24 protein-coding genes and 3 pseudogenes are annotated in these 26,373 nt (G+C 67.6%); 13 read left to right on the forward strand and 14 right to left on the reverse strand.

The genetic code is table 11. The annotated features are described in order from the left end of the window. Positions 1-299: 299 nt before the first annotated feature. The 3 genes from ACZ60T_RS29200 to ACZ60T_RS29210 all read right to left on the reverse strand — a co-directional run bounded on the left by ACZ60T_RS29200 (position 300) and on the right by ACZ60T_RS29210 (position 2,906). Complete coding sequence (locus tag ACZ60T_RS29200; protein ID WP_469668592.1) at positions 300-1,100, reverse strand: aminoglycoside phosphotransferase family protein; 801 nt, start codon at positions 1,098-1,100, stop codon at positions 300-302. A gap of 57 nt (positions 1,101-1,157) precedes the next feature. Then, positions 1,158-1,832 (reverse strand): formylglycine-generating enzyme family protein, encoded by a 675-nt coding sequence (locus tag ACZ60T_RS29205; protein WP_469668593.1) that lies wholly within the window; start codon positions 1,830-1,832, stop codon positions 1,158-1,160. A 342-nt stretch (positions 1,833-2,174) separates the two neighbouring features. After that, the gene (locus ACZ60T_RS29210) at positions 2,175-2,906 is read right to left on the reverse strand and encodes a DUF4232 domain-containing protein (protein ID WP_469668595.1); all 732 of its coding nucleotides are present in this window, start codon (positions 2,904-2,906) and stop codon (positions 2,175-2,177) included. Positions 2,907-2,962: 56 nt separating this feature from the next. On the opposite strand from ACZ60T_RS29210, the gene ACZ60T_RS29215 reads away from it, so the two are divergent. Both ACZ60T_RS29215 and ACZ60T_RS29220 read left to right on the forward strand, forming a co-directional pair. Then, a complete protein-coding gene (locus ACZ60T_RS29215; protein ID WP_469668597.1) occupies positions 2,963-3,328 on the forward strand; it encodes a transposase in 366 nt (121 codons plus the stop codon). Between the two features lie 126 nt (positions 3,329-3,454). Next, positions 3,455-4,354, forward strand: a complete 900-nt coding sequence (locus tag ACZ60T_RS29220; protein WP_469668598.1) for a bifunctional helix-turn-helix transcriptional regulator/GNAT family N-acetyltransferase — start codon at positions 3,455-3,457, stop codon at positions 4,352-4,354. 24 nt (positions 4,355-4,378) lie between these two features. Here ACZ60T_RS29220 and ACZ60T_RS29225 read toward each other — a convergent pair whose 3' ends face one another. Beyond that, positions 4,379-4,711: a transposase gene (locus ACZ60T_RS29225; protein WP_469668599.1), complete on the reverse strand. Its 333-nt coding sequence runs from the start codon at positions 4,709-4,711 to the stop codon at positions 4,379-4,381. A gap of 68 nt (positions 4,712-4,779) precedes the next feature. Between ACZ60T_RS29225 and ACZ60T_RS29230 the strand changes: the two genes are divergently transcribed. Further along, positions 4,780-5,955: a tyrosine-type recombinase/integrase gene (locus ACZ60T_RS29230; protein ID WP_469668600.1), complete on the forward strand. Its 1,176-nt coding sequence runs from the start codon at positions 4,780-4,782 to the stop codon at positions 5,953-5,955. A gap of 974 nt (positions 5,956-6,929) precedes the next feature. Here the strand turns inward: ACZ60T_RS29230 and ACZ60T_RS29235 are convergent. Continuing rightward, on the reverse strand, positions 6,930-7,289 hold the full coding sequence (locus tag ACZ60T_RS29235; protein WP_469668601.1) for a hypothetical protein: 360 nt from the start codon (positions 7,287-7,289) through the stop codon (positions 6,930-6,932). A 64-nt stretch (positions 7,290-7,353) separates the two neighbouring features. Here ACZ60T_RS29235 and ACZ60T_RS29240 point away from each other — a divergent pair, with 64 nt between their 5' ends. From ACZ60T_RS29240 to ACZ60T_RS29250, 3 genes are all read left to right on the forward strand, one after another. Continuing rightward, positions 7,354-8,529, forward strand: coding sequence for a tyrosine-type recombinase/integrase (locus ACZ60T_RS29240; protein WP_469668602.1), 1,176 nt, complete (start codon positions 7,354-7,356; stop codon positions 8,527-8,529). Beyond that, positions 8,526-8,783, forward strand: coding sequence for a hypothetical protein (locus tag ACZ60T_RS29245; RefSeq protein ID WP_469668604.1), 258 nt, complete (start codon positions 8,526-8,528; stop codon positions 8,781-8,783). The genes ACZ60T_RS29240 and ACZ60T_RS29245 overlap by 4 nt, the downstream gene beginning before the upstream one ends. Before the next feature lie 280 nt (positions 8,784-9,063). Then, positions 9,064-11,748, forward strand: coding sequence for a DNRLRE domain-containing protein (locus tag ACZ60T_RS29250; RefSeq protein WP_469668605.1), 2,685 nt, complete (start codon positions 9,064-9,066; stop codon positions 11,746-11,748). A 1,920-nt stretch (positions 11,749-13,668) separates the two neighbouring features. On the opposite strand, the gene ACZ60T_RS29255 is transcribed toward ACZ60T_RS29250, so the two are convergent. The 3 genes and pseudogenes from ACZ60T_RS29255 to ACZ60T_RS29265 all read right to left on the reverse strand — a co-directional run bounded on the left by ACZ60T_RS29255 (position 13,669) and on the right by ACZ60T_RS29265 (position 16,488). Beyond that, positions 13,669-14,328, reverse strand: coding sequence for an IS630 family transposase (locus ACZ60T_RS29255; protein ID WP_469668606.1), 660 nt, complete (start codon positions 14,326-14,328; stop codon positions 13,669-13,671). 236 nt (positions 14,329-14,564) lie between these two features. Beyond that, positions 14,565-15,539, reverse strand: a pseudogene (locus ACZ60T_RS29260) (IS481 family transposase); the annotation flags it as partial. 70 nt (positions 15,540-15,609) lie between these two features. Next, on the reverse strand, positions 15,610-16,488 hold the full coding sequence (locus tag ACZ60T_RS29265) for an alpha/beta fold hydrolase (protein WP_469668607.1): 879 nt from the start codon (positions 16,486-16,488) through the stop codon (positions 15,610-15,612). 129 nt (positions 16,489-16,617) lie between these two features. Between ACZ60T_RS29265 and ACZ60T_RS29270 the strand changes: the two genes are divergently transcribed. The 4 genes and pseudogenes from ACZ60T_RS29270 to ACZ60T_RS29285 form a co-directional block, all read left to right on the forward strand. Then, positions 16,618-18,564, forward strand: coding sequence for a BTAD domain-containing putative transcriptional regulator (locus tag ACZ60T_RS29270; protein ID WP_469668609.1), 1,947 nt, complete (start codon positions 16,618-16,620; stop codon positions 18,562-18,564). A 169-nt stretch (positions 18,565-18,733) separates the two neighbouring features. Beyond that, complete coding sequence (locus tag ACZ60T_RS29275; protein WP_469668610.1) at positions 18,734-18,913, forward strand: hypothetical protein; 180 nt, start codon at positions 18,734-18,736, stop codon at positions 18,911-18,913. A 44-nt stretch (positions 18,914-18,957) separates the two neighbouring features. After that, a pseudogene (locus ACZ60T_RS29280) lies at positions 18,958-19,226 on the forward strand (arsenate reductase/protein-tyrosine-phosphatase family protein); the annotation flags it as partial. 268 nt (positions 19,227-19,494) lie between these two features. Beyond that, positions 19,495-19,961, forward strand: a pseudogene (locus tag ACZ60T_RS29285) (helix-turn-helix domain-containing protein); the annotation flags it as partial. Positions 19,962-20,099: 138 nt separating this feature from the next. Here ACZ60T_RS29285 and ACZ60T_RS29290 read toward each other — a convergent pair. Then, positions 20,100-20,843: an SDR family oxidoreductase gene (locus tag ACZ60T_RS29290; RefSeq protein ID WP_469668612.1), complete on the reverse strand. Its 744-nt coding sequence runs from the start codon at positions 20,841-20,843 to the stop codon at positions 20,100-20,102. Between the two features lie 104 nt (positions 20,844-20,947). On the opposite strand from ACZ60T_RS29290, the gene ACZ60T_RS29295 reads away from it, so the two are divergent. Then, complete coding sequence (locus ACZ60T_RS29295; protein ID WP_469668613.1) at positions 20,948-21,796, forward strand: LysR family transcriptional regulator; 849 nt, start codon at positions 20,948-20,950, stop codon at positions 21,794-21,796. Between the two features lie 162 nt (positions 21,797-21,958). Here ACZ60T_RS29295 and ACZ60T_RS29300 read toward each other — a convergent pair whose 3' ends face one another. The 3 genes from ACZ60T_RS29300 to ACZ60T_RS29310 form a co-directional block, all read right to left on the reverse strand. Then, positions 21,959-22,231 carry a hypothetical protein gene (locus ACZ60T_RS29300; protein WP_469668615.1) on the reverse strand — a complete coding sequence of 91 codons (273 nt, stop codon included), beginning with the start codon at positions 22,229-22,231 and terminating at the stop codon, positions 21,959-21,961. A 216-nt stretch (positions 22,232-22,447) separates the two neighbouring features. Further along, positions 22,448-22,663 carry a hypothetical protein gene (locus tag ACZ60T_RS29305; protein ID WP_469668616.1) on the reverse strand — a complete coding sequence of 72 codons (216 nt, stop codon included), beginning with the start codon at positions 22,661-22,663 and terminating at the stop codon, positions 22,448-22,450. 317 nt (positions 22,664-22,980) lie between these two features. Then, positions 22,981-23,730, reverse strand: a complete 750-nt coding sequence (locus ACZ60T_RS29310; protein WP_469668617.1) for a hypothetical protein — start codon at positions 23,728-23,730, stop codon at positions 22,981-22,983. Between the two features lie 198 nt (positions 23,731-23,928). Between ACZ60T_RS29310 and ACZ60T_RS29315 the strand changes: the two genes are divergently transcribed. After that, entirely contained in the window at positions 23,929-24,078 is a 150-nt protein-coding gene (locus tag ACZ60T_RS29315; protein WP_469668619.1) for a lasso RiPP family leader peptide-containing protein, read from the forward strand. Positions 24,079-24,601: 523 nt separating this feature from the next. On the opposite strand, the gene ACZ60T_RS29320 is transcribed toward ACZ60T_RS29315, so the two are convergent. Beyond that, positions 24,602-25,456, reverse strand: coding sequence for an oxidoreductase (locus ACZ60T_RS29320; RefSeq protein ID WP_469668620.1), 855 nt, complete (start codon positions 25,454-25,456; stop codon positions 24,602-24,604). Between the two features lie 81 nt (positions 25,457-25,537). Then, a complete protein-coding gene (locus ACZ60T_RS29325) occupies positions 25,538-26,119 on the reverse strand; it encodes an MFS transporter (RefSeq protein ID WP_469668621.1) in 582 nt (193 codons plus the stop codon). 152 nt (positions 26,120-26,271) lie between these two features. On the opposite strand from ACZ60T_RS29325, the gene ACZ60T_RS29330 reads away from it, so the two are divergent. Next, the coding region (locus ACZ60T_RS29330; RefSeq protein WP_337675501.1) for a helix-turn-helix domain-containing protein at positions 26,272-26,373 on the forward strand (102 nt) is incomplete at its 3' end.

The following is a 26,373-nucleotide window of genomic DNA, read 5'->3' on the forward strand; positions in this document are numbered from 1 at the left end:
GGCCCCCACCACCCAACCAAACCCCCCCCCCCCCCCCCCCCCCCCCCCCCCCCCCCCCCCCCCCCCCCCCCCCCCCCCCCCCCGCCCCCCCCCCCCCCGGGGGGGGGGGGGGCCCCCCCCCCCCCCCCCGACCGGCAACGAGTCACTGGAAACCCCACCCTGCACAGTCTGTTCGGGCTCCCTGCCCGAAGGACGCAGCACGTCACAGCGCCGGACGTGCTCCCAGCGTTGCCGTCACAAGGCATACCGCCAACGCAAGGCGATGCTTTTGTGAGTCTGTCCTCGAACGTCCAGGCCGGTCAGTTCAGCAGGACAGCCGTGAACGTTTGACGGTGGTCGACCAGCCAGGTCTGCATGCGGTCCCAGCGTTCCCATCCACCACGCTCGGCCAACGCCTGGAGATAGACGGGGTCTCCGCCGGCCACGCGGCGGCCGACGAAGGCCCGGCAGACCTCCGTGGCCTGCTCGATGACGCCGGGCAACTCGGCGCGGTCCCCCGCCGAGAGGCCGTAGCCGTCGGCAAGAATCCGCAGCCGTGCGGCCGCATCCAGCCCGGGGGGATGGAGAGCGGCCGCGGACTCGGGATCAAGCATGGGCACCCAATAGCGGGCGGTCATGGCGATGTCCCAGAGGGCACGGCCCGGGGCCGCCAAGTCGAAATCGATCAGGGCAGCGGCACGACCGTCGCGGAAGACGACGTTCTCCGGGCACACGTCGTTGTGGCACAACATCGTTCCCCCCTCCGGGTCGGCGAGGTCCGGGGGCCACTCGGCACGGGTGTCGACCGCGACGGCCGCGCTGGTCTCATGCAGACGCCGCAGCAGGCTCCCCACCGATGCGAGGACAGAACTTGTCATCGCCCAGTCCGGGAACGGCGGCAGAGCCACGTCGCCAGGGATGAAAGTCAGCTGCTCACGGCCATCCGAGGTGAGACCGACAGGGGTCGGCGCCGCGTCGAAGCCGTGCTCTTTCAGCGCAAGGAGATAGGCATGGAGGGCGCGCGCGTTGCGCGGTGCCGGTCGCTCCACCAAGTCGCCTCGGCGGAAGACTGCCCCCGCGTTCGCCATGCCGCCGGTCAGCGCCTCGTCTTCAGCCGTCATGACGATCACGCTATCGCCCGATCGACCCCGCGCGGGCCGGGCTGCACACGAAGTGAATCAGCGCACGACGGAACGCGCGACGCGGAATCCCACGTCGTCGACCTGGAAAGTCGGGTGGCTGCGGCGCCGCGCGGAGGCCCGGCAACTCCAGTGCTCATCGAACCAACCACCGCCACGGAGCACCCGGTAGGCGCCATAGACCTCGGCGTCGTAGACATCCCAGCACCAGTCCCAGACGTTGCCGAGCATGTCGTAAAGCCCCCACGAGTTGGGGCGTTTGCCGCCCACCTCGTGGATGCGCTCGTGCGAGTTACCGCGGTACCAGCCGATCTCGTCGAGATCCCCGTAGTGCGGCCCGGTCGTCCCGGCCCGGCAGGCGTGCTCCCACTCGGCTTCGGTCGGCAGTCGATACCCGTCGGCGGACGCGTCCCACTCGATGTCTTCGGTCTCGGTACGGAAGTGGTACGCGGGCGTGAGGCCAGCGCACTGGGACAGGGCGTTGCAGAACCGCACCGCGTGCCACCAGGAGACGCACTCGACGGGCAACTGGTCCCCAGAGGCGGTACTCGGCCGCTGGCCTGTGATCTGTGCGTACAACGCCTGGGTGACCGGGAATGCCGCGAGCCGGTAGGGCGCAAGCTCGACCGACCAACTGCGCTGAGTCCGCCGGTCCGACAGCGTCACCTGCCCCGGCGGGATGGCGATCATCTCGTTCCCCACCATCACGTCCATGATCAGGAGATCCTAACGAGGCCTGCCATTGCGAGACGACAGAGCCACCAACGGTTGTCCTTGGCTGACACGAATCTGCAAGTCGTCATCCTTCACTGACACAGACAGCCATCGATCATCCTCCAGTGGCAATCAGTCAGCGATCACTGACACAGGTCAAGATGCGAAACGGCCTAGGCCATTTCCATGTCTTACGACCATAACGCCCTGACACGTCACGGGTCATGACGAGAACCAGCTGTCGTCTCGCCGTGGACTTCGCACCGCCATCAAGGAGCCGTGCAGGTCGGCGAGGCTAGAAACCGGCGAAGCTGAGCGGGGGCCAGCGGAGCGGGGGCGAGGTCAGCCAGCCGGTGAGTCGCTGACCTTGCCCACCGGGCTGATCTCCAGCTTCCCGCCGTCCTGGCCGTCGGTGACGGGGAGCGTGCCCGCCGGCCACTTCAGGGTGACGTGCTTGGTCTCGTTCGGGGGCGTCACCACCATGTCGGTCAGCTGCACGCCAGAGCCGCCGCTGTTGTTGACCGGGAACGTGACGTTGAAGGCGGCGGTCTCGCCCTCCTTGAGGATCTGCGGCAGGGCCTGCTCGCCGTTGCGGTCCACGGAGACGGTGTCACCCAGGGATGTCTTCAGGTCGACACCCGCGAAGCCGCTGATGCGGCAGCTGCTGCCGCTGTTCTTGAAGGAGACGGTGACGACGCCTTCCGTCTTGTCCGTGGTGTTGTCGGCGGCGGCTACCTCGAGCTCGTCGGTGCGGCAGATGTCGACCTTGCCGTCGCTGTTGTCACCGGTGCCGGTGCCGGTGTTGGCGCCCTGGTCGCTCCCGCCGGTGCCGGTGCCGGTGCCGGCGCTCTGGTCCGCCTGGTCCGCCCCGCCGGTGCCGCCCGCCTTGTCCGCCGACGCGGTGGGGCTGGCCTGCGTGCTGCCCGACGCGTTGTCGTCGCCGTTGCAGGCGGTGAGCGAGAGTGCGGCCACGAGGCCGATGGCGGCGGCGACGGCCTTGCGGGTGTGCAGCATGATTCCCCCGGGATGCGGTGCGGTCTGTGCGGTCTGGGTGGTGCCGTGGTGCGTACTCATTTGTACCGCGCAGTTAGATACGAACCGTCAGCGATCATGTCCGCGTTCCGTCACAGATGGGACCGCGCCCGGCGGCTAGGCAGTTTCGTTTGGATCAGTCGGTCGTTGGTGTGGGTCTGTCGTTGACTGATGCGCAGTGGGCGCGGATCGGGCCGTTACTCCCGGACCGGGCACCGAGGTGGGGTGGCCGCTGGCGGGACCATCGTGAGGTGATCGACGCGATCGCCTGCAAGTTCCAGACCGGCACGCCGTGGGTCCACCTGCCGGAGAAGTACGGCAACTGGCGGGTGCCTACAACCGGGCACGGAATCTACGTGGTGATCCGCACGGACATCTCGCCCCCGTCGTTCCTCCCCACCCACCAGCCCTGCCGGGCACCTCAAGGGCCGCGACCCGTCCATGACCGTCGACAAGCTCGGTGATGCCTGGGTGCGCGGGGCAACGGTCGTGTACATCGGCAAGGCCGCGGGCCGGGACGGACTGGTCAACGTCTCGGCGAAGGCTGAAGCCTCTGGCCCCGCACATGGTTCTCTGACTAAAGTCAGGGAATGGACACGGTGCAGATCGACCAGGTGCGGCAGTTCAACCGCACCGTCACCGAACGTGTGGGCGTGCTCCACGACCACTACCTAGGCCGCGATCGGCCCATCGGTGAAGCCCGGCTGCTCTGGGAGATCGGTGAGGAGGGCCAGGACGTGCGGCAACTGCGCGAGCACCTCGCGCTCGACTCCGGGTACGTCAGCCGGCTGCTGCGCTCCCTGGAAGCCGACGGCCTGGTGACGGTGGAGCCGCAGCCCCGGGACAGGCGGGTGCGCACCGTCCGGCTCACCGATGCGGGCCGCGCTGAGCGCGCGGTGCTCGATGGCCGCAGCGACGAGCTGGCCAGCTCTCTCCTGGAGCCGCTCAACACGGCCCAGCGTGCCCGGCTGACCGCCGCCATGGCTGAGGTCGAACGGTTGCTGACCGCTGCGACGGTCACGCTGAACGCGGTTGACCCAGACCACCCCGACGCCCAGCACTGCCTGCGGTCCTACTTCGCCGAGATTCAGGCACGCTTTGAGACCGGCTTCGACCCCGCGAGGAGCCTGCTGCCTGACGCGGGCGAACTCCGGCCACCGCGCGGCCTGTTCCTGGTTGCCCGGCTACACGGAGAGCCCGTCGGCTGCGCCGGCCTGAAGCTGCCCCCCGGCGCCCCGGCCGAGATCAAACGCATGTGGGTCGCGCCCCGCACCCGGGGCCTCGGTCTCGGCCGCCGGTTCCTGACCGAGCTGGAGACTCAAGCCGCCCAGCAAGGCTGCGAGGTACTCCGCCTGGACACCAACAAGGCGCTCACCGCGGCGATTGGTCTCTACCACTCCAGCGGCTTCCAGGAGGTCGCTGCCTTCAACGACGAGCCGTACGCCCACCACTGGTTCGAGAAGCGGATCAGCACACCACCGTTCGGATGAGGGCCCAGGTGGACTGGCGGCTTGTCAGGCGGCTCTGGCCGGGTAATCGATCCATGATCGGATCGCTGAGTCGGGCGCGAAGTTCGTCTTTGGTTCCGCGCGGGTGTTGTGCCAACGGACGCAGGCGGCGATGGCGGCGTTCTGCTCATCGTGGCTGCGATGGTCGGTGCCGTTGAGTGCGAAGTAGCGCGGGGCCGCGAACTCGGACTCGATCCAGTTCAGCCAGGAGCCGTAGGTCGGCAGGAAGACCAGTTCGATGTCGTTGTCGGCTGCCCATGTGCGGACCTTGGCGTGCTTGTGCGGGGAGAAGTTGTCCAGCACCACATACAACTTCTGCCCGGGCCGGCTTATCTTCACCGTGATCTTTCCAACAGCCACGTCAGCCACATGCATGCTGAACTGGCCGGATCATCGGTATCCAAGGGGTGTTCGACATCACAGGCACGTTTGTCACGTCGTTCCGCGCAGAGCGGGCGACGCTGGCCAAGGACAAGACAGGATGGGTGATCGTCGGAACCGACGACTACGCCCTCCACCGTGAAGGCTCGCTGTTCCTCGCAGGTCTGCGAGACGCCGGCCGGGCCTACAACACGGAGAGGACGTACGCCGGGCGGGCGGCGCTGTACCTGTCGTACTGCACCTTCCACCGCCTGGAATGGGCGCAGATCACCGTGTGGCAACTCGCTCGCTTCTTGCACTGGCTGGTGGAGGAGCCACTGCCATCGCGGGCCCGCGGCGGAGGCGGGCCGGAAAGATTCCGCGACGAGAACACCGCCAACGCGATCGTGGGTACGGTCTGCGAGTTCCTGAGCTTCAGCATACGCATGAACTGGGTCGATCCCGAACTCGCCGGGCAGCTTACCGAGCCCCGCTACCTGCGGTATCTGCCGAAGGGCTTCAATCCTGGCGAGAACGGCCAGCACCGTACGGTCCGCTCGCGACTCCTCAAGCTCCGGGGCGTCGACTCGGGTATCGAGTGGCTGACGGTCGAGCAGATAGCCCGCTTGATCGATGTGACCCGGCACGCGCGGGACCGCTTCCTGGTGCTCCTCCTGTGGTGCACCGGCATGAGGATCGGCGAGGCGCTCGGACTGCGGCGCGAGGACATGCACCTCCTGGCCGACTCACAGGCCTTCGGCTGCCAGGTCAAGGGCCCGCATGTGCACATACGGCGCCGCTTGAACAGCAACGGCGCGTGGGCGAAGTCCCGGAAGCCGCGCGCCATCCCGGTGACCGCCGAGCTCGGCATCTGCTACGCCGACTACCTCCACGAGCGTTCTGCGGTCCCGCAGGCCGACTTCACCGAGCAGGTGCTGGTCAACCTCTTTCGGGAGCCGCTCGGACAGGCGATGACGTACTCCGGGGTCAAGGGGCTGTTCGACCGGCTCGCCCGGCGGGCGGACCTGATCGCCCGGCCCCACATGATCCGTCACAGCGCCGCCACCGAGTGGATCCGCCAGGGCACCGACCGGTCGGTGGTCTCCGACCTCCTCGGGCACATGTCCGAGTCGTCCATGGCCCCGTACGTCCACGTCGACGAGGGGAGTCGCCGGGCTGCGGTCGAGCGCGCGGACGCCCGACGCCGGGAGATGGCGCGATGACCGTCGAGCTGACGGCCGCCATGGTTGAGTCCCGCGTCGTCACGCTGCCCGTCGACCGCGCAGGGTGGATGGCCTGGCTGATCGAGAACACCGAACCAGACTGGCGTTCGGACGAATGGAATGCGGCGAACTGGCTCTTCACCGGCGATCCCGACAAGGACGAGACCGCGATATGGCGGTGCAACAGCGCCGGCTGCCACGTCGCGGTCCGCGCGACACGGCACCTGTGCCGGTCCTGCTACGAGCAGTTCCTTGAAAGCGGTCTGAGCCGCGAGGAATTCGCCGAGGTCGGCCGCCGAGCGATGGTTCGCTCCCTGCCGGGGGAGCGGCCGTTGTGCTCGGTCGAGCGTGACGGCGTGCGCTGCGCCTTGGAGGCCCAGTCGCGGAGCGCCTGCAGCCCGCACTACGTGAAATGGCGCTATCACCGGAACAGCGGAAAGACGGCTCTGACGCTGGACGCGTGGCTCCAGGCCGAGGCCGAGCCGCTCCCGCCGGGCACACCATGCCTGGTCGGGGCCTGTGCCGGCAGCGCCCCTGGCCGGGTGCCGCTGTGCGCGTACCACCGTGATCGCTGGCGCCGTCACCGGAACGAATCCGGCATGAAGGGCACGATCCACGAGGGTCTGGAGGAGTGGGCCGCCGTACAGCCGCCGTGGCTGACCGGCTTCCAGTTCTCGCTCGTCACCCTGCCCGAGCTGCTCCGCCACGAGCTCCGCTACGCGCTGGCGGAACGCGACAAGCAGCGCCCTACGCTCAGCCCCGTCGCGATGCGGCTGATGGTCCGGGGACTCGCGGACGTGTCATCGGTCGCCGAGCTCACGGACAAGAAGCTCGGCGATCTCGGATACCTCGACCGTAACTGCGAGGCGCACTGGAACGATGTCGTACGTCTCGTGCGGGGAGCTTTCGACCGCTTCCGGGGCGTCGACCCGCTGGATCGGCCGGTCTGGGAGCTCGGCGACCTCGGCCTGCGCTCACGCACACGATCCGGTGTCCGTGTGTCGTCGCGTCGGCTGGATGTCACGCAGATCCGACAGGCGTGGCTGCGCCGCCTGCTCGCGGACTGGGTCAAGGAGGCCACCCCCGACAACAACGACTTCCGGGTCACCTTCGAGGGCTGTCTGTCGGCATCTCGGGCCCTGTCCGCGCGACCCGGCGGCGGGCATGATCCCGGTGCCCTGAAGGTCACGGACATGAACGCGGTCGTCGCCTCGATCCGCGACCGCAAGCGCCAGGACGGCACCGCAACCCTCGGCTACGGATCGCGCGCCGAGCTCCTCGCGCACTTCTGCCAGTTGCTCGACTTCGGCCGGCGCCTTCAGATCCTCGACCATGTTCGCCTCTGTCTTCGCCCGCCATCCGCACCACAAGATCCCGTACGAGGGCTCCGCCGAGGACATGGCCGGCAAGTCCATCCCGGAGAACGTGGTCGGTCAGCTCGATGCCCACATCCACCTGATCGGCGAAGACTTCGCCTACGGGGACATGGCACCCGACGTGGTCAAGGCCATGCTGCGCACCGTCTACATCCTGCTGCGCGACACCGGCCGCCGCCCGTGGGAGGTGCGCTGGCTCCGAATGGACTGCCTCGAACCGCAGGACAGCGAGTACATCTTGATCTGGGACAACCACAAGGCCCGCCGCAACCGACGCCGCCTGGAGATCGGCAGGGAGACCGCCTTTGCCATCCAGGAGTGGCTCGCGATCCGCTGGACACTAAAGGTCCCAGCCCGCTCGAGAACCTTCCTGTTCCCGACCGCGCGCCACGGCTACGACGCGTGCATCGACGCGGACACCGTCGCCAAGATGCTCCGGCGCTGGGTCGACGGCCTGCCGGAGCTGCTCACGGACACCGTGGACAAGGACGGTAACCTCCTGCCGTTCGACCGCAGCCGCATCTTCGCCTACGCCTTCCGCCACACCTACGCCCAGCGGCACGCGGATGCCGGCACCGAGCTGAACACCCTGCGTGACCTCATGGATCACAAATCGGCAGATACCACCATGGGATACTTCAAAGTATCGATGGAGAAGCGCCGCAAGGCCGTTGAAACGATGCGCCAGCACGTCGTCGACCGGTCCGGCAATCCGGCGCCGACGCCGTCTGCGACCGCGTACGAGGCCCGCTCGGTCGCCGTGCCGTTCGGAAACTGCAACGAACCATCCAACGTGAAGGCGGGCGGTGGCAGTTGCCCGATCCGCTTCCAGTGCTCCGGGTGCGCCTTCTACCGCCCCGATCCCTCCTTCCTGCCCGCAGCCGAGGACCACATCCGGGCGCTCAAGGCCGACCGCGAGATGGCCAGGGCACTGGGGACCGCGGAGTTCGTCGTTCGCAACTTCAGCGACCAGATCGACTCCTTCCAGAACGTCGTCACCACCCTCCGGCACCAGATCGAGCTGATGCCGGAAGACGATCGCCGCCACCTCGAAGAGGCATCACGGCCGGAGAGAAGATCACCTTCCTCGGACTCGCTCGAACTGCGCGGGTCTCGAACTGGCTGGTATACGCCGAGGGCCTGCGCGAGCACATCGAGGAGGCGATCGAGAAGCAAGGCAGGGCCGTTCGCCAAGTGAAGGCCAGCTCAGGCACCTCAGCCGAATCGCTGAAGGCTGACCTGGAACTGGCCACAGCCGAACTCAGAACCTTGCGCGCCGAGCGCGACCGACTCAAGGCGGGCATGACCCGGCTGGGGGAGACCGAGGCCGAGCGTGATCGGCTGCGAGAGGCGCTGAAGGAGTCCGAGGAGAAACTGGAGGCCGCGCTGGAGGAGAATCGCCGCTCGCTTCCAAGACACCGTCTCGGGGAAGTGACACGAAACCCGGAATGATCAAGGTGACACGGAGCGCGGATTCAGCGGAACGCGCAGCTCACGGACTCGCCATATGACATCGGAACGCGGAACCTACACTTCCCTACAAGACAAGCATACTATCTCCCCAAGCAAGTACTTGACCGATGATGTACACGCATTTGTCAAGCCAAGGTCTGGTCAAGATCAGGTCATGCATGCTTCTATTGCGGCGCTAAATCGTCTTGTGCGGCTCACAACCCGCCGATGGGTGTACCTCACCGGCGGGTTGTGAGCCGCAGCCATGAGGAGTACACGAGTGAAAACCACCTGGCGTGCCAGCGGCATAGCCATGTTGACTGCCGGAGCGGTCCTCCTATCCACGCCGCACATTGCCGTCGCCGCGGATCAGCAGAGTTCGGCGGACGCCGAGACGGAGCCAGTCATCTCCGCTCTGCTGGAGGCAGCAGAAGAGCTGAAGGCTCATTCCATCAAGGAGGCCGAGACCGTCGAGGCGGCTCAGACGGCAGCGCAGGTGCAGGACCGCAAGGTTGAGGTCCTCCAGATGCGCACAGAGACCGACACCGTCTTCGCCAACCCGGACGGCACGCTCACTCGCGAGAGCGCCTTAGCTCCCGTCAGGATGCTCAAGAGCGGGCGCTGGGTGGACGTTGACGTCGATTTCAAGCGTGAGGCCGATGGCGTCGTCGCCAAGGCTCACCCTGAAGGGCTGAGGCTCGCCGGAAAGGGTGGCACCCTGGCGCGTTCGCTCAAGAGCGCGGCGGCGGCGCCACAGGACGAGGCCCGCGATCTGATCACGCTGGGCAGCGGGGACCAGAAGATCGCCATCCAATGGAAGGGTGGCCTGCCCGCCCCCCGGCTTTCCTCGAACATCGCTACGTACGAGGACGCGGTTCCTGGCGGTGACCTCGTGGTCGAGGCCACCCGCACCGGCTTCGAGCAGTATCTCAAGCTGCGGAAGGCCCCGGAGGGCGGCGCTCCCCTGGTGCTTCCGATCGTGCTGCCCGACGGCATGACTGCGAAGGCAGATTTTGGTGGCGGCATCGACTTCATCGACGGTTCCGGCGAAACCGTTGCGACGATGCCCGCACCCACGATGTGGGACAGGCAAGTCGACCAGCGGTCCGGCGAGCACGTCAATCGCAAGAGGGTCGCCATGGAGGTGACCCAGTCCGGCAACACTGTGCAGCTCACCCTGCGTCCAGACACCGAGTGGCTCACCGATCCCCAGACCCAGTACCCGGTGACGATCGACCCCGCCACTGATGCTCTCGACGTACTCTTCGACACCTTCGTCCAGGGCGGCGACACCACCGACCAGTCGGCGAGCACCGATTTGAAGGTCGGCTGGCCCGGTGACTATGAGGGGACCACCAAGCGCATCGCGCGTTCCTTCCTGACCTTCCGCACCGCGAACTTCGCCGACGCACTGGTCTCGAAAGCAACCCTGAAGCTGTGGAACTACCACTCGTGGTCCTGTGAGAAGCGTGGCTGGGAGGTATGGGCCGCCGGTGCAGCCGACAAGAACACCCGCTGGACCAAGCAGCCGTCAATGACGGAGAAGATTGCCACCTCCACCGAGACCAAGTCGTCCACCTGCAACAAGCAGGGGTGGGTGACGGCCGATATCACCAAGCTGGCGCAGACCTGGGCATCCGCCCAGGCGGAGAGCGGCTCCGTGGCACTCAAGGCCGCCGATGAGTCGGACACCTACGGTTGGAAGCGCTTCTACTCCGCTAACGCCGCCAACGAGGACCAAATCCCGACTCTGGAGGTGACGTACAACTACCGCCCCTACAACGGACTGAACCTGCAAGCGGGTGCGCCGTTTATCTCCTCGGGCGGGATTTTCAAGGTGAACACCACGACGCCGATCCTGCGGTTCTCCACCGTGGACGCTAATGGCGAGGACAAGGTCACCGGTACCTACGAGATTACCGACACCGCCACTGGCCAAGTGGTCACCACCATCAACGCGGCACCGGTTTCGGCCAACAGCACCTCGCAGGTGAAGGTTCCCGCGGGCAAGCTCACCTCAGGCAAGACCTACAGCTTCCGCACCACTGCCTACGACGGCACCCACTATGCCAACGGCTGGTCCGCCCCTGTCCGTTTCACTGTCGACACATCTTGGAAGCCCACAGCAGCCGAGAATGCGGTGGGGCTGGCCAACACCTACTCCGATGCCGCCGACATCACCGCTGCGACGTCTTCGGACTCCTCCTACGCATCCATCGCGGTCACCGAGGACAATATCGTCTCCGTTCCGTGGGACGGAAAGAACAACGCTGTCGACGTCCAGAACGAGTTCATGCCCAACAGGCTCACGATCCCCGAGGCTGGCACCAAGGGCACCCAGGTCGGAGGAAACGTCGTCTATACGTCGGCCGGCCCCGTGGACACCGTCGTTCAGCGCACTGTGGACGGCGGCACGCGTACGCTGAACGTCCTCAAGGACAGCTCCGCACCGCACGACTACGAGACCGGTTTCACCATTCCGGCCGGTATGAAGGCCGTGACGCACGACGACGGCTCGGTCTCGCTCTACGCTGAAGGCGACGAAGACGCGGAGAAAGCGCCCGCAACAGACGCCGCCGCTTTCTTCGACGCACCCTGGGTGAAGGACGCCAACGGCAACGACGTACCCACCAGCTACAAGGTCGTGGGTAACAAGCTCGTCCAGCACGTTGATTTCGACGCGAACAGCGCGTTCCCCATCGTGATCGACCCTTCTTTCTGGACCACCACCAAGAAGATCATCAAGTGCGCTGCGGTAATTGCCAGCTTCATCTTCACCTTCACCCCGGTAGGGAGCTCCGCGCGCGTTCTGACCGCCGTGAAGCTCGTGAAGAAGATCGGGGTAAAGAAGACCGCGAAGCTCATTCAGACCTATGCCAAGCGACGCAAGCTGACTGCGAAGCACCGCAAGGCCGTAGCAGCTCTGCTGGGCATCGGAACCGTCAAGACCGCCTGCAAGTTCTGAAAAGGAGCGCCAGTTGATTGCTGTAGCAGCAGCCCTCGCAGAGATCGTGTTGATCCTGATATACCGCAGCCGCACACCACACACAGCTAGGACCACACACTGGCCTCATATGGCTGCGGGGCTAGGCGCGTGCGTGGCGGGATGGCTGGCCATCGGCCGACCTGACTTCGACTGGGGCGACCTGTTCCTGGCACTTCTCTGCGGAGTGATCATCGCCTCCGAAGCTGCACATGCGGCCCGGAGCCTTTCCGGGAAAGCATGGGCAGGCTGGGCCACAGCCTGTGTCAGCGGAGCGGCCTCAGCTACCTGGCTTCTGCCCAGTCCTCTTCCTTTCATTTGACGTGCACCGACGCACAGTTAACTGACGCAGCAGGTCGTCAGCCCTGTAAGGGCAGTCGACCGTCGAGGAAGGCATCACCGGCGCTTGGCCTAATCAGTTTTGGCTTCTAACGTGGGCGGGCTTGGTGTTCCTTGATCGGCTCGGCGCGCTTGCCCCGTCTTGCCGACGTCGTGGTGCTTAGCCCGGTGTTTGTTCTTCGAACCTGCAGACCGTCCCGGCCCTGGCCGGGGCGGTTTCGGTGCAGCTGCCGACGGGTTGCAATGACATGGACGTCGGGAGTCGAGCGACCATCAGTCGACCGATCGTCAGAGCCTCGCCCTGGACGAGGCCGGGATCGAGGACCCGGTTGTCTTCGAGGAGCAGGCCGGCACCTCAGCCGCCTCCACCCGCTGGAACGGCCGAAGTTCGGCGAGCCGCCGGCGTACGCGCGGTCAGGCGACACCGTGCGCATCTCCGGGATGCTCCGTCTCGTGCGCGGCACCGGACACATTCTCAACGTGCTCGATGTCCTCCACGCCGACCGTCTCACCCTGCGCATCTACGACGGCGCGTTCTCCTCCATGGACCTGACCGCTCGCCACCCGCGCACCGGCGAGCTGCTGTCCACGGTGACGGCGTCGGTTGGCTGCGACCAACTGCCCCGTCAGTTTGGTCAGCGCGGAGTACTGCTCAGAACCCTCGGACGGCTCGTACGGCACAGCACGGCTCGGGCACCCGCTCCATGCACGGATGGCAGAAAGCACCCTCAATCCCGTCTTCCGCCGGTAGCTCGCCATAGTCCGCGCACACGTTCCCGGCGCAGTTCACGCACTTGGGATTCGCGGGCTTCCGGGACATCCCCGCCTGTTCCCATGCTGTTGGCTCGCACTCCTCGGTACACCGCAACGGATCGAACGGCCCCTCGTGCATCCGGCGGACGGCAGCATCAGACAGCTCAAGGGCGTTTCGTCGCATGCGCAACCAAGGTAGCCAGTCGGCCCCAGCCTCGTACTTGCCTTACTTGACTTACAAGCTCGCGTTACAGCTACCAGCAGCTTTGCTTGACGACCCTAGATACCGCGCGATTCCTCGTCGCCGTCCGCCAGGACGACGGCACTGTAGCTTCCGCATCTTGGTGTCCAATTCCTGGCCACTGCGTCCAACGGCTGACCGATTAGACACGGCTCTGAGTAGTCGCAGGTCACCCGCTCGCCTGCGCCGGTTCCGATTGCCGCCGCACCGTCAGAGCCGGGGATCGGACACGGTCCTGTGGAACGTGGTCGGTGAACACGAGCGCGGAACGCCGATGCCCTACAGGTCACAGAGGTGCCGTTGGACACCGGAACGCGGAACCTACAGGCACCTGTAGGTTCCGCGTTTCGATGTCATATTCCGCGCTTCCGTGTCATCTGTCTGTCATTTGGGACACGGAACGCGGATTTGGCCTGGTCGGAGCCTTCGGCTCCGGACGTTGCGAGCGGTCCGGAGCCTGCGCCGTCCGGGATGTGACACCGAGCGCGGAACGATCAAGGTGACACGGAACGCGGAACCGTCAGGATGCCCAGCTCGCAGCGTCGGCACATGACGCTGGAACGCGGAACCTACAACTCGCGCCACCGCTTGCGCGGGTGAATGCCGCAGTACAGCTTGCCGGTGGCCAGATCGAGGGCGGCGAGCATCTGCCGCACGCCGCCGTAGCGGTTGTAGGTGGCTCGCGGCCTGTGCGGACGCCTCACCGGCCCCCATGCCTTGCCCTTGCGGGGCATCAGGTTCAGCGGCCCGAACTCACCGACGCATATCACCCGCCCGTCGGCGGGCGGGGTGTCATACAGCACCAGGACGCGGTGCATCTTGGCGATGAACTCCGGGTCCGTGGACGCCTTCCAGGTGGTGGTGGTCTTCCAGGAGACCTTGCCGGCGCGCAGGATCCGGCGCGGGGTCTCCCGGCTGATGGCCGCGGTCACTTTCTGCTTGGCGAGGTGGTCGGCGAGCTTGCTCAGGCTCCAGGTGGAGAAGGCGGTGATCTTCCAGTCGGCGGGGGGCGTCCGGGCGATCAGGCAGATATGCTCGCGCACCTCGTCACTGATCGTCTTGGGGCGTCCCCCGCTCCATTTTGGGTCAAGCGCGTCCAGCGCCTGCTCGTTGAAGGTGTGGATGACATCGCGGACGTAGTCCTCGCTGACCCGCATCAGCACGGTGATGTCCTTGACCGTCTGGCCCTGGACGGACATCAGCACCACGATCGCCCGACGAAGTTTCACCGGGTCCTTCGCCTTCCGGCTGATTCTCTGCAGCTTCCGGCCCCCCTCCATGCTCACCGGCCGGACGAACACACTCGGTCGACGCCCCACGACCACCTCCAAGATCAGACCTTGGGGACAGTCTGCTGGCCGATGGGCAACAGGTCGACTATCTGGTCAAGCCTGCGTGACGAGCCACTAGCCGACTCAGACGCACTGCTCGTCGCCTGGCGGCCGATGACCGAGGAAGACGCGGGCGAGGCCGAGCAGGACCTGATCGACGAGTTCAAAGAACTCCACGGAGGATCTCTGCGATAGTTGTAGTGGACGTTCCACACGCTGAGCGCGGCAGTTCGCTCATCCTCATTGGCGAACTCGCGAGCGTAGAGGAGTTCTTCGGCCAGGATGCGCTGGTACCGCTCGACCTTCCCGTTGTGTCGGGGTGTGTAGGGCCTGGTCTACTGGTGACGGGTCCGGTTGCTGACGATGCGGGCGAAGTCACCGGACCGGTAGCAGGCGCCGTTGTCGGTCACGACACGGTGGATGTGGGTGATGCCGTGGGCGGCGAACCAGGCTTTCGCCCGCGCGAGGAACGCCGCTGCAATGGTCCCCTTCTCGTCGGCGAGTGGTTCGGTGTAAGCGAGTCGGGAGAATCCGTCGACGATGGAGTGTAGGTAGACGTAGCCGCGTTTCGCTCCTGCGGTCTTGGCACGGTCGACGGCTCGCTTTTCGTCGCTGTCGCGGCCGTGGATGCGCCAGCCACCGCCATCGGGGATTCGACCGACCTTCTTCACATCGAGGTGGGCCATGTGGCCGGGCCAGCGGGCGATGATCCTCTGCGGCTTGCGATTGTTCTCGCCGTTCGGGTCAAGGAATTGGCGCTTGCCCAGCTCCAACCGCGTGAGGTATCTGGTGACGGTGCGGCGGTCGATCACGTGGCCGAGGTCGGCCAGCTCGTCGGTGATCCGCTGGGCGGACCACTTGTGATGCCGTCGCCAGGTCTCGATCTGTTCGACGACCCAGTCCGGGGCGGCCTTCGGGCTGTGATGCGGTACCGAGGAACGATCCTGCAGGCCGGCCTCGCCAAATCTGCGCCAGCGGTTGACCCATTTGCCGGCGCAGGCTCGGGAGATGCCCATCTCAGCGGCGACATGGGCAATCGGGCGGGTCCGGCACCGCTCGACGAGTCCGCGGCGCCCTTCCGTGCTCAGCGGGGCGTTGGAATGGGTCACTGCGGCCCCGCCGTACGGAGGGTGTCAGAGCCTCCGGTGAGCGCGGCCGATACCGGCCCTTCCGCGGCGATCACCGCTTCACCAGGTTCAGGATCAGCATGGCGATGTCCTCCGGAGCCTCCTCGGCCATGAAGTGGCCCGCCCGGGTGGTGAAGTGCTGAAGGTCGGTGGCCCACGGTCGCCAGGTCGCGGTGGCGTCGAACCCAAGCTGCCGGCCCCAGTCCTGCTGGACGACCGTCACCGGCATGGTGATCCGGTTGCCGACGTCGAGGTCGGCCTGGTCATGTTCGATGTCGACGGTCGCGGTGGCGCGATAGTCGGCGACGATCGACGGAACAGCGTCCCGGCATGCGCGAAGGTACTCGGCGCGCACTTCCGCCGGGATCGCGTCGGAGCTCGTGGACCAGACGTCGAGGAAGTGGCCGAAGAACGCGTCGGCGCTGCCCGCGATCATCTGCTCGGGCAGACCGGGCGGCTGGGCCATCAGATACAGGTGGAAGGCCACCGCCGCGCTGACGCCGTGGAGGACGTTCCAGGTATCCAGAGTGGGAACGATGTCCAGGATTCCCAGGTGGCTGATCCGATTCGGGTGATCAAGGCCGGCCCGGAAAGCAACGTGCGCACCGCGGTCGTGCCCGACCAACGCGAACCGGTCGAACTCGAGTGCGTCGGCCAGGCCGACGATGTCTGCGGCCATCGTCCGCTTCGAGTAGGTGTCCTCGGCGACCGCTTCCGGCTTGCTGCTGGCGCCATAACCGCGAAGATCGGGGCAGACCACGGTGTGGTGCTCGGCCAGGACGGGAGCGACATGCCGCCACATCAGGTGGGTCTCGGGAAAGCCATGGAGCAGCACAACGGCCGGTCCCTCTCCGCCGACCGCCGCGTTCAGCTCCACGTCGTCAGCCACACCGATCGACCTGGTCTCGAACCCCGGAATGCTGATGCCCATCGTTGTCGTCTCCTTCTCCCAGACTCGTGAGTCGCTGCCGCTCACACATGGATGTATGAACAAGAAGAGGATCGGAGAGCCGGGTCAGCAGTGGATCAGCAGCAGCCTGGAACCGACGACAATGAGGACATGGAGATCCTCGTCAAGGTGCTTGGGCCGATCGAGGTCACGGATGCCGAGGGCCGCCCTGTGCTGGTGGGCAGCCGGCGTCGCCGCGAGCTTCTGGGACGGCTGGTCGCGGCCGGCGGCCGGGCCGTCCCGCTTCCGGTGCTGCTCGATGATCTCTGGGAGGACCCTCCGCCCGCAGCGGCCGGAACGGTCCGCACCTTCGTCGCCGAGCTCCGACGCGCCCTCGAACCCGATCGTCTTCCGCGAACCCGGTCGCACACCATCGAGACCGTCGGTACCGGATACGCCTTGCGGATTCCACGAGCACACATCGACGCCCACCGATTCGAGGACACCCTTCGGGCCATGCACGACGGGCCCAGCAGCCAGGCTGCCTGCGTGCTGAGCGAAGCGCTCTCATGGTGGCAGGGCGAGCCGTACGCAGACCTCGACGCCTCACCTTGGCTGACGCCAGAGCGCGCCCGGCTGGCAGAACTCCACCGTCAAGCCGTCGAGCTGCGCGCCCGAGCGATGTTCGACCTCGGACGTGGTGCGCCCCTCGTCCCAGAGCTGGAGACGTTCACCACCGCACACCCATGGCGGGAGCATGCCTGGGTTCTGCTTGCCCATGCTCTGTACCAAGCCGGCCGCCAGGTCGACGCGCTGACCTCGCTGCGTGACGCGCGAGCCAGGCTGCTGGATCGGTTCGGACTGGAATCAGCGGACAGCCTCGACCATCTCGAACGTGACATCCTCCGGCACGCTCCACACCTCACGCCCGCGCCCCGGGACGAGAACCAGCTACGCCTACTCACGCGCACAGAAGCGACGGGGACCTACACCCGGCTGCGCTCGATGAGCACCGTGGCCAGAGCCGCCGCGGTCACAGGCGGCACCAACCTGGTACTCGCCCAAGAACAACGCGCCGCGGCAGCCGCGGAAGCAGAACGGACCGAAGACCCCGGCCTCACTGCCCGCGTGATCGCAGCGTACGACGTCCCCACCATCTGGACGCGTGCCGACGATCCCAGACGGTCCGAGGCCCTGGTCGCAACCACTCGGCGCACTCTGCACCGACTGGGGCCAAGGACCCCACCCGCACTTCGAGCGCGCCTCCTCGCCACCATCGGGCTCGAGCATCGCGGAACCCGAGACCGCTGGGCCCTCGAGGCGGCGGCCGAAGCCGAACGACTAGCTCGAGACCTACACGACCCCGGCGTGCTGGTACTCGCGCTCAACGCCCGATTCGTACAGTCCTTCCAGCACCCAGGGCGCACCAGCGAACGCGACGTGATCGCCGGCGAGCTCATCGATCTCTCCACGCGGCACGATCTCCCGATGTTCGAAATCCTTGGCCATCTGATCAAGATCCAAGCCTGCGCGGCCCGCGGCGACACCGAGACCGCGCAACACCACGTCGTGGCGGCCGAGCGGCTCGCCGCCATGCACGAGACCCCGCTCGTTCACGTTCTCACCGCCGCCTTCCGGACCATGCAGCTGGCAGAACGCTCGGACGACCCCGCCGAGGTCGCTCACGCCTATCGCACCCTGGCCACCGACCTCGCCGGCGCCGGCATGCCCGGGGTAGAGGCTGGCATCTTCCCGCTCGCGCTCCTCTCACTCCGCATGCGCCACCAACGCCCCGCGCCAACGGACCCCGCCCTCGACTGGGGCCCTTACCGTCCCTGGGCCCAGCCCCTCCTCAACCTCGCCGACGGCGACCTCATATCGGCCCGCGAGGCCGCCGCCATCCTGCCCAGACCTCCTGCTAACCACCTGTACGACTCGCTCTGGGCCGTCAACGCACATACAGCGATCCTGCTCCAAGACGAATCACTCGCCACACAAGCGCACGACGCCCTCTCTCCTCTGCGCGGCGAGATCGCGGGCGGAACAACCGCCGTGATCAGCTTTGGCCCCGTCAACGACATCCTGGCCACCCTCGATCAGTACCTCATCCGGCCATAACGCCCACCCCTCGAACCGAGTCCCCGCCCGTTGCCTGGCGCCAACAACGTCCAGCCCCGCAACAGCCGTGGCTGGTTGCTGCGTTGGACGCGGACCGGATCATCGCGACCACCCTGGATGGTGAGGTGGGCGGGTGGGTGCACACCCGGGTCACCGCGCACGTGTTGGTGTGGGCGCTGAACGGCACGGTGCCGCCGGCGCTCGCCGGGCGGTGTTCTTCGACCATCTGCGGGGCACGACCAAGGCTGCGGCCCGGCAGGGCGAGGGAGGGGTGCTGCTGCGCCGTCAGGCGTTCTGCCTCGCCTCGTACGACCAGGAGCCGGACGCGGCTGATACCAGCGGATACTGATGCCCTCGGTGCCTTGCAGCCGCCGTGAGACGAGAGAGCCCCTCATGCCCGAGAGCCCCGGTAAGAAGCCATCCGTTCTGTTCGCCTGCGTCCACAACGCCGGCCGTTCCCAGATGGCCGCCGCCTGGCTCACGCACCTGGCCGGGGACCGCGTGGAGGTCCGCTCCGCCGGATCCAACCCGGGCGACCATGTCAACCCGGCCGCCGTCGCCGCGATGGCAGAGGTCGGCATCGACATCTCCGCCGAGGTCCCGAAGATCCTCACCGTCGACGCGGTGAGGAGTCCGACGTGTGCATCACCATGGGCTGCGGCTCGCCCTCATCCTGAACGGCCTGGCGCACCGCACCGGGGTGTCGACGACGGGCCAATGATTTTGCGTCTGTCCGCCATTCCACGTGCGCGGCTGCTCAGGGGCGGCTGCAGCGCCGGGGTTGCCGACGAAGAAGGCTCCCGCGGTGATGCCGAGGATCTGACGGCGGGTGAGTTTGGCAGCGGTGTGACTGAACCTCTTTCATCCTGGGTTGTCGGGTGAATCCGGCTGGTCAGAGGCTGTGACATAGCGAAGCCCCTCGTCGTTGGTGTGGTGATCTCACTCAACACGCCGACGGCCGGGGGGCTTCGTTGGTTCCGTATCCTTCCAAGCTCGATGTCCCGCAGGGGCTGGTCGAGCATGTCTCATGGCTCATCTACGCCCGGAGGCGTGAACGGGGCACTCGCTGGCGGAAGTTGGACTGCTTCCAACAGGCCCTGCTCGCCCTCGCCCACCTGCGCAAGAACGAAACGCTGGCTCAACTCGGCGCCGGGTTCGGTATCTTCGAGGCGACAGCCTGGCGGTTCGTGGACGAGACCGTCGACGTCCTCGCTGCTTGGGCAACTGGCCTGCGCGAGGCCTTGACCGGCCGAGGCGAGGGCGACTTCGTGATCGTGGACGGCACCCTGATCCCCATCCTGGCCGACCGCGCCTGCCAAGGCGCCGACGCCACCGTCCGCACCCCCTACTACCGCCACCACGAACTACCCGAGCACTACCAGCAGTACAACCGGGACCGGTGCCTTTCGATCCCTCATCTCGTTGGTCGGCCGCCGGCGGTTCGGGCTCGACGGCCGTTCCGACATAGCGTGACGGCGTCGGTCACGAGGACGCGCTTGCGCCATCTCCGCGGGGCGGCGCGGACCGGAAGCGCGTCACCAGGGCGTCTCTCCCTCGTCGTTGAAGAAGCGGCCTGTCGGGCCGTCGGCCGATACGGTGGCCAGCCGGATCGCGGCGGTTGCGCCCTGCTGCGGGGTGCGCACCCCCCGGAAGCCGTTGAGGTCGGTCGCCGTGAAGCCGGGGCAGACGGCGTTGATCAGGATGTGTGTGTCGGCCAGTTCCTTGGCGTACTGCACGGTGACGGCGTTGAGGAACGTCTTCGACGGAGCGTACGCGATGGAGATGGGGCCGGTCTCGGCGCCAGGCGTGGTCTGGAGCGTGAGGGAGCCGACGCTGCTGGAGACGTTCACGATCCGCGGCGACGGCGAGCGGCGCAGCAGCGGCAGCAGGGCGTTGGTGACGCGGATGACGCCGATCACGTTGGTCTCCACGGCCGCCCGTACCCGGTTCACGTCGACCGTGGTGGGCTCCTGCGGCCCGCCCCCGGTGATCCCCGCATTGTTGACGAGCGCGTCGAGCCGCCCGGCCCGCTCCTCCATCAGCCGAGCCGCCGCTGTCACGCTCGCGTCGTCGGTCACGTCCAGCGGCACGCCGAACGCATCGACTCCGGCCGCGCGCAGCTTGTCTACGGCGGCCTCGCGCCGTTCCTCGTTCCGCGCGCCGATTCCGACGGACCAGCCGAGGGCGCCGAGCCCGGCGGCGATCTCGTACCCGATGCCCTTGTTGGCTCCGGTCACCAGCGCGACCTTGTGGTGGTTCACAGTGTTCGTCTCACTCATGACATCGATGTTTCTCCCCTGTCGGGCAGGGCGTCCAAGACCGACTGGGTGGACAGCGATACCGCCCGGGTATCGCTCCTGGTCGGCCCGGTTAGGCTGGTGGGGTGGAGACACGTGAGCTGCGGTACTTCGTCGCGGTCGCCGAGGAGTTGCACTTCGGCCGGGCCGCGCAGCGGCTCGGGATCGCCCAGCCCCCGCTGTCGCGGGCGATCGGCGGGCTCGAACGGCGCCTGGGCACCCTTCTGTTGGAGCGCGGCAGTCGGGGCGTCTCTCTGACCGGGGCAGGGGCGGTGCTGCTGCGGGAGGCGCGGGCTGCGCTGGACGCCGTCGAGGCCGCGGAACGGCGCACCCGCAGGGCCGCCCTCGCCGCGACCGGCCGCCCCGCCGTGGTCCTGGCCGCGAAGGCGGGCGCCTCCGGTGAACTGCTGGCGAAACTCCTCGATGCCTATGCTGCCGAGCCCGGCGCCGTCGCCGTGGACGTCGTGCTGTGCGGGCCGGGCGAGCAGGCACGGTTGCTGCACGACGGCCGGGCCGACGTAGCCCTGCTGCATCGGCCGTTCGACGACACGGCCGGCTTCGACACCGAGGACCTGCACTGCGAGGGTCAGGTCGCGATTCTCCCGGCGGGCCACCCTCTCAGTGCTCGCCCCCACGTGCGGCTCGCCGAGGTCACCGACCTTCCCGACCTGCCCCTGCCCCGCTGGCCTCGCCCTGACGGCACCTTTCCGGACGGCCCCGGACCGCAGGTGCGCGACCACACACAACTCACCCAGCTCATCGCCCTCGGCCGCGCCTGCGCGGTCGTCCCGGAGTCGGGCCTCACCGGCCTGCGCGAGGACCTCACCGCCGTACCGGTCCCCGACGCCCCCCACGTCACCACGGTCATCGCCTGGCCCCCACACAGCCGCTCAACGGCGGTCGCGGGGCTGGTCCGCGCCGCCACTGCTCTGTGACCGACGGCGGTGAACGCCCGGACATCGCGCTGGATTTCGGGGACAGCGTCCGGTCTCCCATCAGCTCCCGGCACATCGTGCGGTACGAGGTGACTGGCCTGCACTGGCGTTGCCAGAACCGCGCCCCTGGCACAGCCAGGCTCTGACGCACCCGGTCCCGGGTCACGCGGAGCAGTTCCGAAGCCCGTGGGCCGGCCGAGATACAGAACGCGACCAGGGCTCGGTCGCGGCCGCCACGGCGGCGAGGGCCTGCGCCAACTCCGGCCCGGCGCTGCCCAGGGCCTCGGCGAGGGTGTCGATCGCGTCGAGGACGTCCTCGACGGCCGCCGTGCTCCAGGCACCCGGGCCCGCGATGTCCGCGAGGTGGCAGGCGGTCTCCGCCACGCGTTCGGCGTGCTGCTCAACTCCGGGCGCGGCCCGTCCCCATGACTCCACTGACCGTCCCTGGCATACCCGGTGAAGTTCCCCTCGGCGAGTGTCACACAGAGCCGATCATCCGCACCTGCCGCAGCCGGGATGACACTCGATATCACCCGCCCGTAGGTCGGGGCGCCTCCCAAAATCGTTGATAAGTGACATCTTCAGGCAGGCCATCGCGTAACCGCGTTCGTCCAGGTGGCAGGTTTGTCTGCTCTGGTGGCCGGGGCGTTGTCAGGCGCTGGCGAGGAAGTCGATGGCGCGTTCGCCGAGTTCGGCCGCGCACCGTACGCCGCGGGCGCGGAAGCGGGCGAGGTCGCGGCGCATGCTGGTGAGGGCCTTGCGGGTGCGGACGGACCGTACGCCGTCCATGTGGTCGATGGCGCGGTTCCAGGTGGCGCATGCCTGCTCGATCTGGCCGCGTTTGAGGTGCATCTCGGCGCCGGCCACCAGGTCGAGGGCGACGATCCGCGCGTACGTGCCAGCGGGGCGTGAGGCGGCGGCACGGGCGTACTGCTCGGCGGCGGCCTGGTGATCGCGAAGCGTTTCGTAGACCTTGGCGGTGCGGGAGTAGATCGAGGCGGCTGGTGGTCCCCAGGCCAGGGCCCAGAACGGTACTTCGTCGCCGGGGGCGGCGGTCAGCAGGGCGTGCGCCTGCTGGGCCTCGGCGAGGGCCGCCTGGGGCAGGCCGGCCTTGGCGAGGGTGTGGGCGTGGACGACGCGGAAGAGGGATTCGGTCTGTGCGTCGACTTTGCCTTTGGCGCGGTTCAGGCCGGTCTCGGCGAGGCCCTGTGCAGTGCTCGGGCCGGTGCAGCTTGAGCCCTTGCATGGCCATCGTGCGCATCACGAACCCGTCGTGGCCGGTGATCCCGGATTCGACGGCGAGCGCGTAGGACTGGAGGTAGTAGCGCTGGGCGAGGCCCTGCTGGCCTGCGTCGTAGGACTTCCAGCCGAGGACGTGTACGCCTCGGGAGGCGGTGGAGAGCATGTGCTGGCGGATCTCTTCGGTGCGGAAGCGGCCCTGGGCACAGCGGGGCGACGTCGTCGCGCAGGTACTGCACGAGCGCGCTGCGGCCGTGCTGTCCGCCGTGGCGTTCGTCCATCTCGGAGAAGACGCGCACCATGTCGCGTACGGCGGCGACCGAGTAGGCGGAGGAGGTCAAAAAGCGGCGCCGGTCCAACTCGAACCTCCACATCGGCAGCAGGGCGTCGATCGGGTCGGCCCCCAGTGACAGGCCGATGCTGCCATCCTCCTCGCTGTCCTGGTCCGCCAGCCCGAGGTCGCGCAAGGTCAGCAGGCGGCCCAGGCGCCGGGACAGTGCCACGGCAAGGTAGCGGCCGGTGTCGCCGGCAGGTGTGACGCCCGCGATCCAGTGCTCGACGGTGGACTTGTTGGTCCGTAAGACGGTGCCACACTCAGCGGCCACCGCCCGGACCGCCTTGGCCAGGGCCGCATACATCAGCCCGGATTCAGCGACGAGGTCCCGCAGCTGGTGGTTCGGCGTGCGCGTGGTCATGAGCACCTGCCCGTATACCCGATAAACCGCTTGCCCTGCCCGCCACCGTACCGCCGCACGGGCCGCGCGGGTTGACTGTTCATCAGGCCGGGCGGCCGGGCCCAAGCGGCTTGCCGGGCCCCGCCGTTCGGCGCGCACCGCCCGTCCACCGGCGCCCACTTCGGGGCGCGGGGACGACAAGGCCTGGAGGTTTCGATCATGGAGCAGACCACTACCCCTGTGTACTTCGCACCGGTCGTCCTGGACGCCGGGGACGTCGCTGAGGTGACGCTGGGGACGAACAACTTCGACACACGCCGACGACACCCAGTACAAGAACGCCTGATCCACCGATCTGCCCGGGGCTAGCGCGGCCACGCGCCGTGGTCGGCCCCGGGGGTGAGAGGGCGCCGGGCTTCGAAGGGCCGTGCTGGGGCACGGCCACGAGCGGCCCGGCGCCCGCTCTTTTCCCAGACCACCGAGGTGAACCTCGAGGAGCTGCTGATGCGGTGGAGTACAGGTTGGTACGCGGGAAGCAGGCCCGACCGGGTGCCGTGCAACTCCCTGAACCGGGCCGCGTACGCAAGGGCGATCTGCACCGTCTCATCCGCATCGGCGGTCTCAAGCCGCTCCAGGTCGTCCAACGCCTGGTCCCGGGCCTGCCGCCACGCGGCCACCTGCTCACCGGAAGCGTAACGGAGTGCCCAAGGCGCCTCACCGAGACGGGGGATTCTCGGTGAGGCGCCGTCTGTGGGCAACAGCGCTGTGTCCGCCTTCAGCGCCTGCCGTGCGACCGCGAGCGGCCACGGTTCGCGGTAGACGGAAGTGCGTCACCCGCTGACGCGGCGTGGGCGCGGGGCGCTTGGCGGCGGGAGGCTGTTGCGATGGGTGGTCAGTCGAAGTCGGTCGGACGGCCGAGGGGTTCGATCGCCTCCACTTCCTGCAGACGCAGTTGGAGCCGTTCGCGGATCCGGTCGACGGCGCCTGCGCCCAGCGGCAGGCGCTGCGGGGGCTTTTTCATGCGGGTGGCGGTGATGATGGCGCGGGCTGCGCGGGCGGGGTCGCCCGGCTGGGTGCCGTGCATGGCGAGGAACTGTTCTTTGGCTGGGCCGAGAGCGGATCGGTAGTCGTCGATCGGATCGGCCCAGCGGACGGAACGGCCGGTGAAGTCGGTGCGGAAGGGGCCGGGTTCCACGATGAGGACGTGGATGCCGAGGTGTGCGACTTCGGCGGCCAGTCCTTCGGAGAGTCCTTCGAGGGCGAACTTGGTTCCCGCGTAGGTGGTTCCGCCCAGGGTGGCCAGGACGCCTCCGACCGAGGACATCTGCACGATGCAGCCGGAGCGCTGGGCGCGCAGGGCGGGCAGGACTGCACGTGTCACGTCCAGTGCTCCGAAGACGTTGGTGTCGAACTGGCGGCGCAGTTTGGTGTCGGAGACTTCTTCGAGGGCCCCGCGCAGGGCGTAGCCGGCGTTGTTGACCAGGACGTCGATACGGCCGAACTCCTTGAGCGCAGTGTCCACGGCAAGGCGGACCGCGGTGGGGTCGGTCACGTCGAGGGGCAGTGCGCGGACGCGTTCGGGTGCGAGGGCGACCAGGTCGTCGAGGGTCTGGGGGTTGCGTGCGGTGGCGACGAGGCGGTCGCCGTCGGCGATGACCTCGAGGGCGAGTGCGCGGCCCAGCCCGGTGCTGGTACCGGTGATGAACCACACCTTGGTGGCTGTGGGGTCAGCATGCTGTGACGGCATCAGGGCGCTCCTACGTGGTGGGTGCTACAGGTTGAGGTTTGACTGACCGGATGGGGGTGAGGGCTCGCGCGGAGGACGGTGTCAGTCGGTGGTGCGGGTGGGGATGGCCAGGGCCTCGGTGTGCTGCTCTTGTGGTGCAGGGCTGTTGGCCGGCGTGTCGCTGCGGGTGGTGGGGGTCGGGAAGGCGGTGCGGCCGGTGGCGGCGGACAGGGCCAGGACGGCGGCGAAGACACCGAGGCTTGTCCAAGGCAGCGGGCTGGTCCCCTGGGCGGCGTAGAGGGCGCCGCCCAGCAGGGGTCCTGCGGCCATGCCGGCGTTGAGCATCGTGACGAGCATGGACTGGGCGATTTCCATGGCCGAACCGGCGGTTCTGGCCGATGCTGCCTGCAGCATCGTCGGGGCTGCGCCCAGGGCCATGCCCCACACGGCGACGGCGGCGAAGGTGGTCACGGGGCTGGAGTTGAGGGTGGCGAGCAGAACCATGGCGGCGGTGAAGGCGGCGAAGCTGGTCAGGACGACGGCGCGCAGATGGCGGTCGATGAGCATGCCGGTCAGCCACAGTCCGGTGATGGAGGCGACGCCGAAGACGAGCAGGACGATGTCCACGTGGTCCTGGAGACCGGAGGAAGACAGGAACGAGGCGATGTAGGTGTACATGTTCATCTGATTCCTTTCGTGGACACCCCCGCCTTCAGGCGGGGGAGGAAACGAAACGCCTGCGGAGCACGGCAAGCGCAGGGCTTTGCCGTCAAGGTGAAAGGCCGTGCCCTGACCCGCAGTTGACTCTCACAAGCAGTCTCACTAGCTTGTGAGGTGTGACCACGACGCATGTGAAGCGGGCGTTCAAGTACCGCTTCTATCCCACGGACGCGCAGGCAGCGGAGCTGTCCCGCACGTTCGGTTGTGTGCGCAAGGTC

The sequence above is a fragment of the Streptomyces sp. NPDC104371 genome (assembly GCF_055583785.1).

What these genes read in the sequence shown, in the direction of transcription:
- ACZ60T_RS29200 (WP_469668592.1), bottom strand. Translation starts at nt 1,100, where the DNA reads ATGACGGCTGAAGACGAGGCGCTGACCGGCGGCATGGCGAACGCGGGG.
- ACZ60T_RS29205 (WP_469668593.1), bottom strand. Translation starts at nt 1,832, where the DNA reads ATGGACGTGATGGTGGGGAACGAGATGATCGCCATCCCGCCGGGGCAG.
- ACZ60T_RS29210 (WP_469668595.1), bottom strand. Translation starts at nt 2,906, where the DNA reads ATGAGTACGCACCACGGCACCACCCAGACCGCACAGACCGCACCGCAT.
- ACZ60T_RS29215 (WP_469668597.1), top strand. Translation starts at nt 2,963, where the DNA reads ATGGGACCGCGCCCGGCGGCTAGGCAGTTTCGTTTGGATCAGTCGGTC.
- ACZ60T_RS29220 (WP_469668598.1), top strand. Translation starts at nt 3,455, where the DNA reads ATGGACACGGTGCAGATCGACCAGGTGCGGCAGTTCAACCGCACCGTC.
- ACZ60T_RS29235 (WP_469668601.1), bottom strand. Translation starts at nt 7,289, where the DNA reads ATGGTCGAGGATCTGAAGGCGCCGGCCGAAGTCGAGCAACTGGCAGAA.
- ACZ60T_RS29240 (WP_469668602.1), top strand. Translation starts at nt 7,354, where the DNA reads ATGGCCGGCAAGTCCATCCCGGAGAACGTGGTCGGTCAGCTCGATGCC.
- ACZ60T_RS29265 (WP_469668607.1), bottom strand. Translation starts at nt 16,488, where the DNA reads ATGGGCATCAGCATTCCGGGGTTCGAGACCAGGTCGATCGGTGTGGCT.
- ACZ60T_RS29270 (WP_469668609.1), top strand. Translation starts at nt 16,618, where the DNA reads ATGGAGATCCTCGTCAAGGTGCTTGGGCCGATCGAGGTCACGGATGCC.
- ACZ60T_RS29290 (WP_469668612.1), bottom strand. Translation starts at nt 20,843, where the DNA reads ATGAGTGAGACGAACACTGTGAACCACCACAAGGTCGCGCTGGTGACC.
- ACZ60T_RS29310 (WP_469668617.1), bottom strand. Translation starts at nt 23,730, where the DNA reads ATGACCACGCGCACGCCGAACCACCAGCTGCGGGACCTCGTCGCTGAA.
- ACZ60T_RS29315 (WP_469668619.1), top strand. Translation starts at nt 23,929, where the DNA reads ATGGAGCAGACCACTACCCCTGTGTACTTCGCACCGGTCGTCCTGGAC.
- ACZ60T_RS29320 (WP_469668620.1), bottom strand. Translation starts at nt 25,456, where the DNA reads ATGCCGTCACAGCATGCTGACCCCACAGCCACCAAGGTGTGGTTCATC.
- ACZ60T_RS29325 (WP_469668621.1), bottom strand. Translation starts at nt 26,119, where the DNA reads ATGAACATGTACACCTACATCGCCTCGTTCCTGTCTTCCTCCGGTCTC.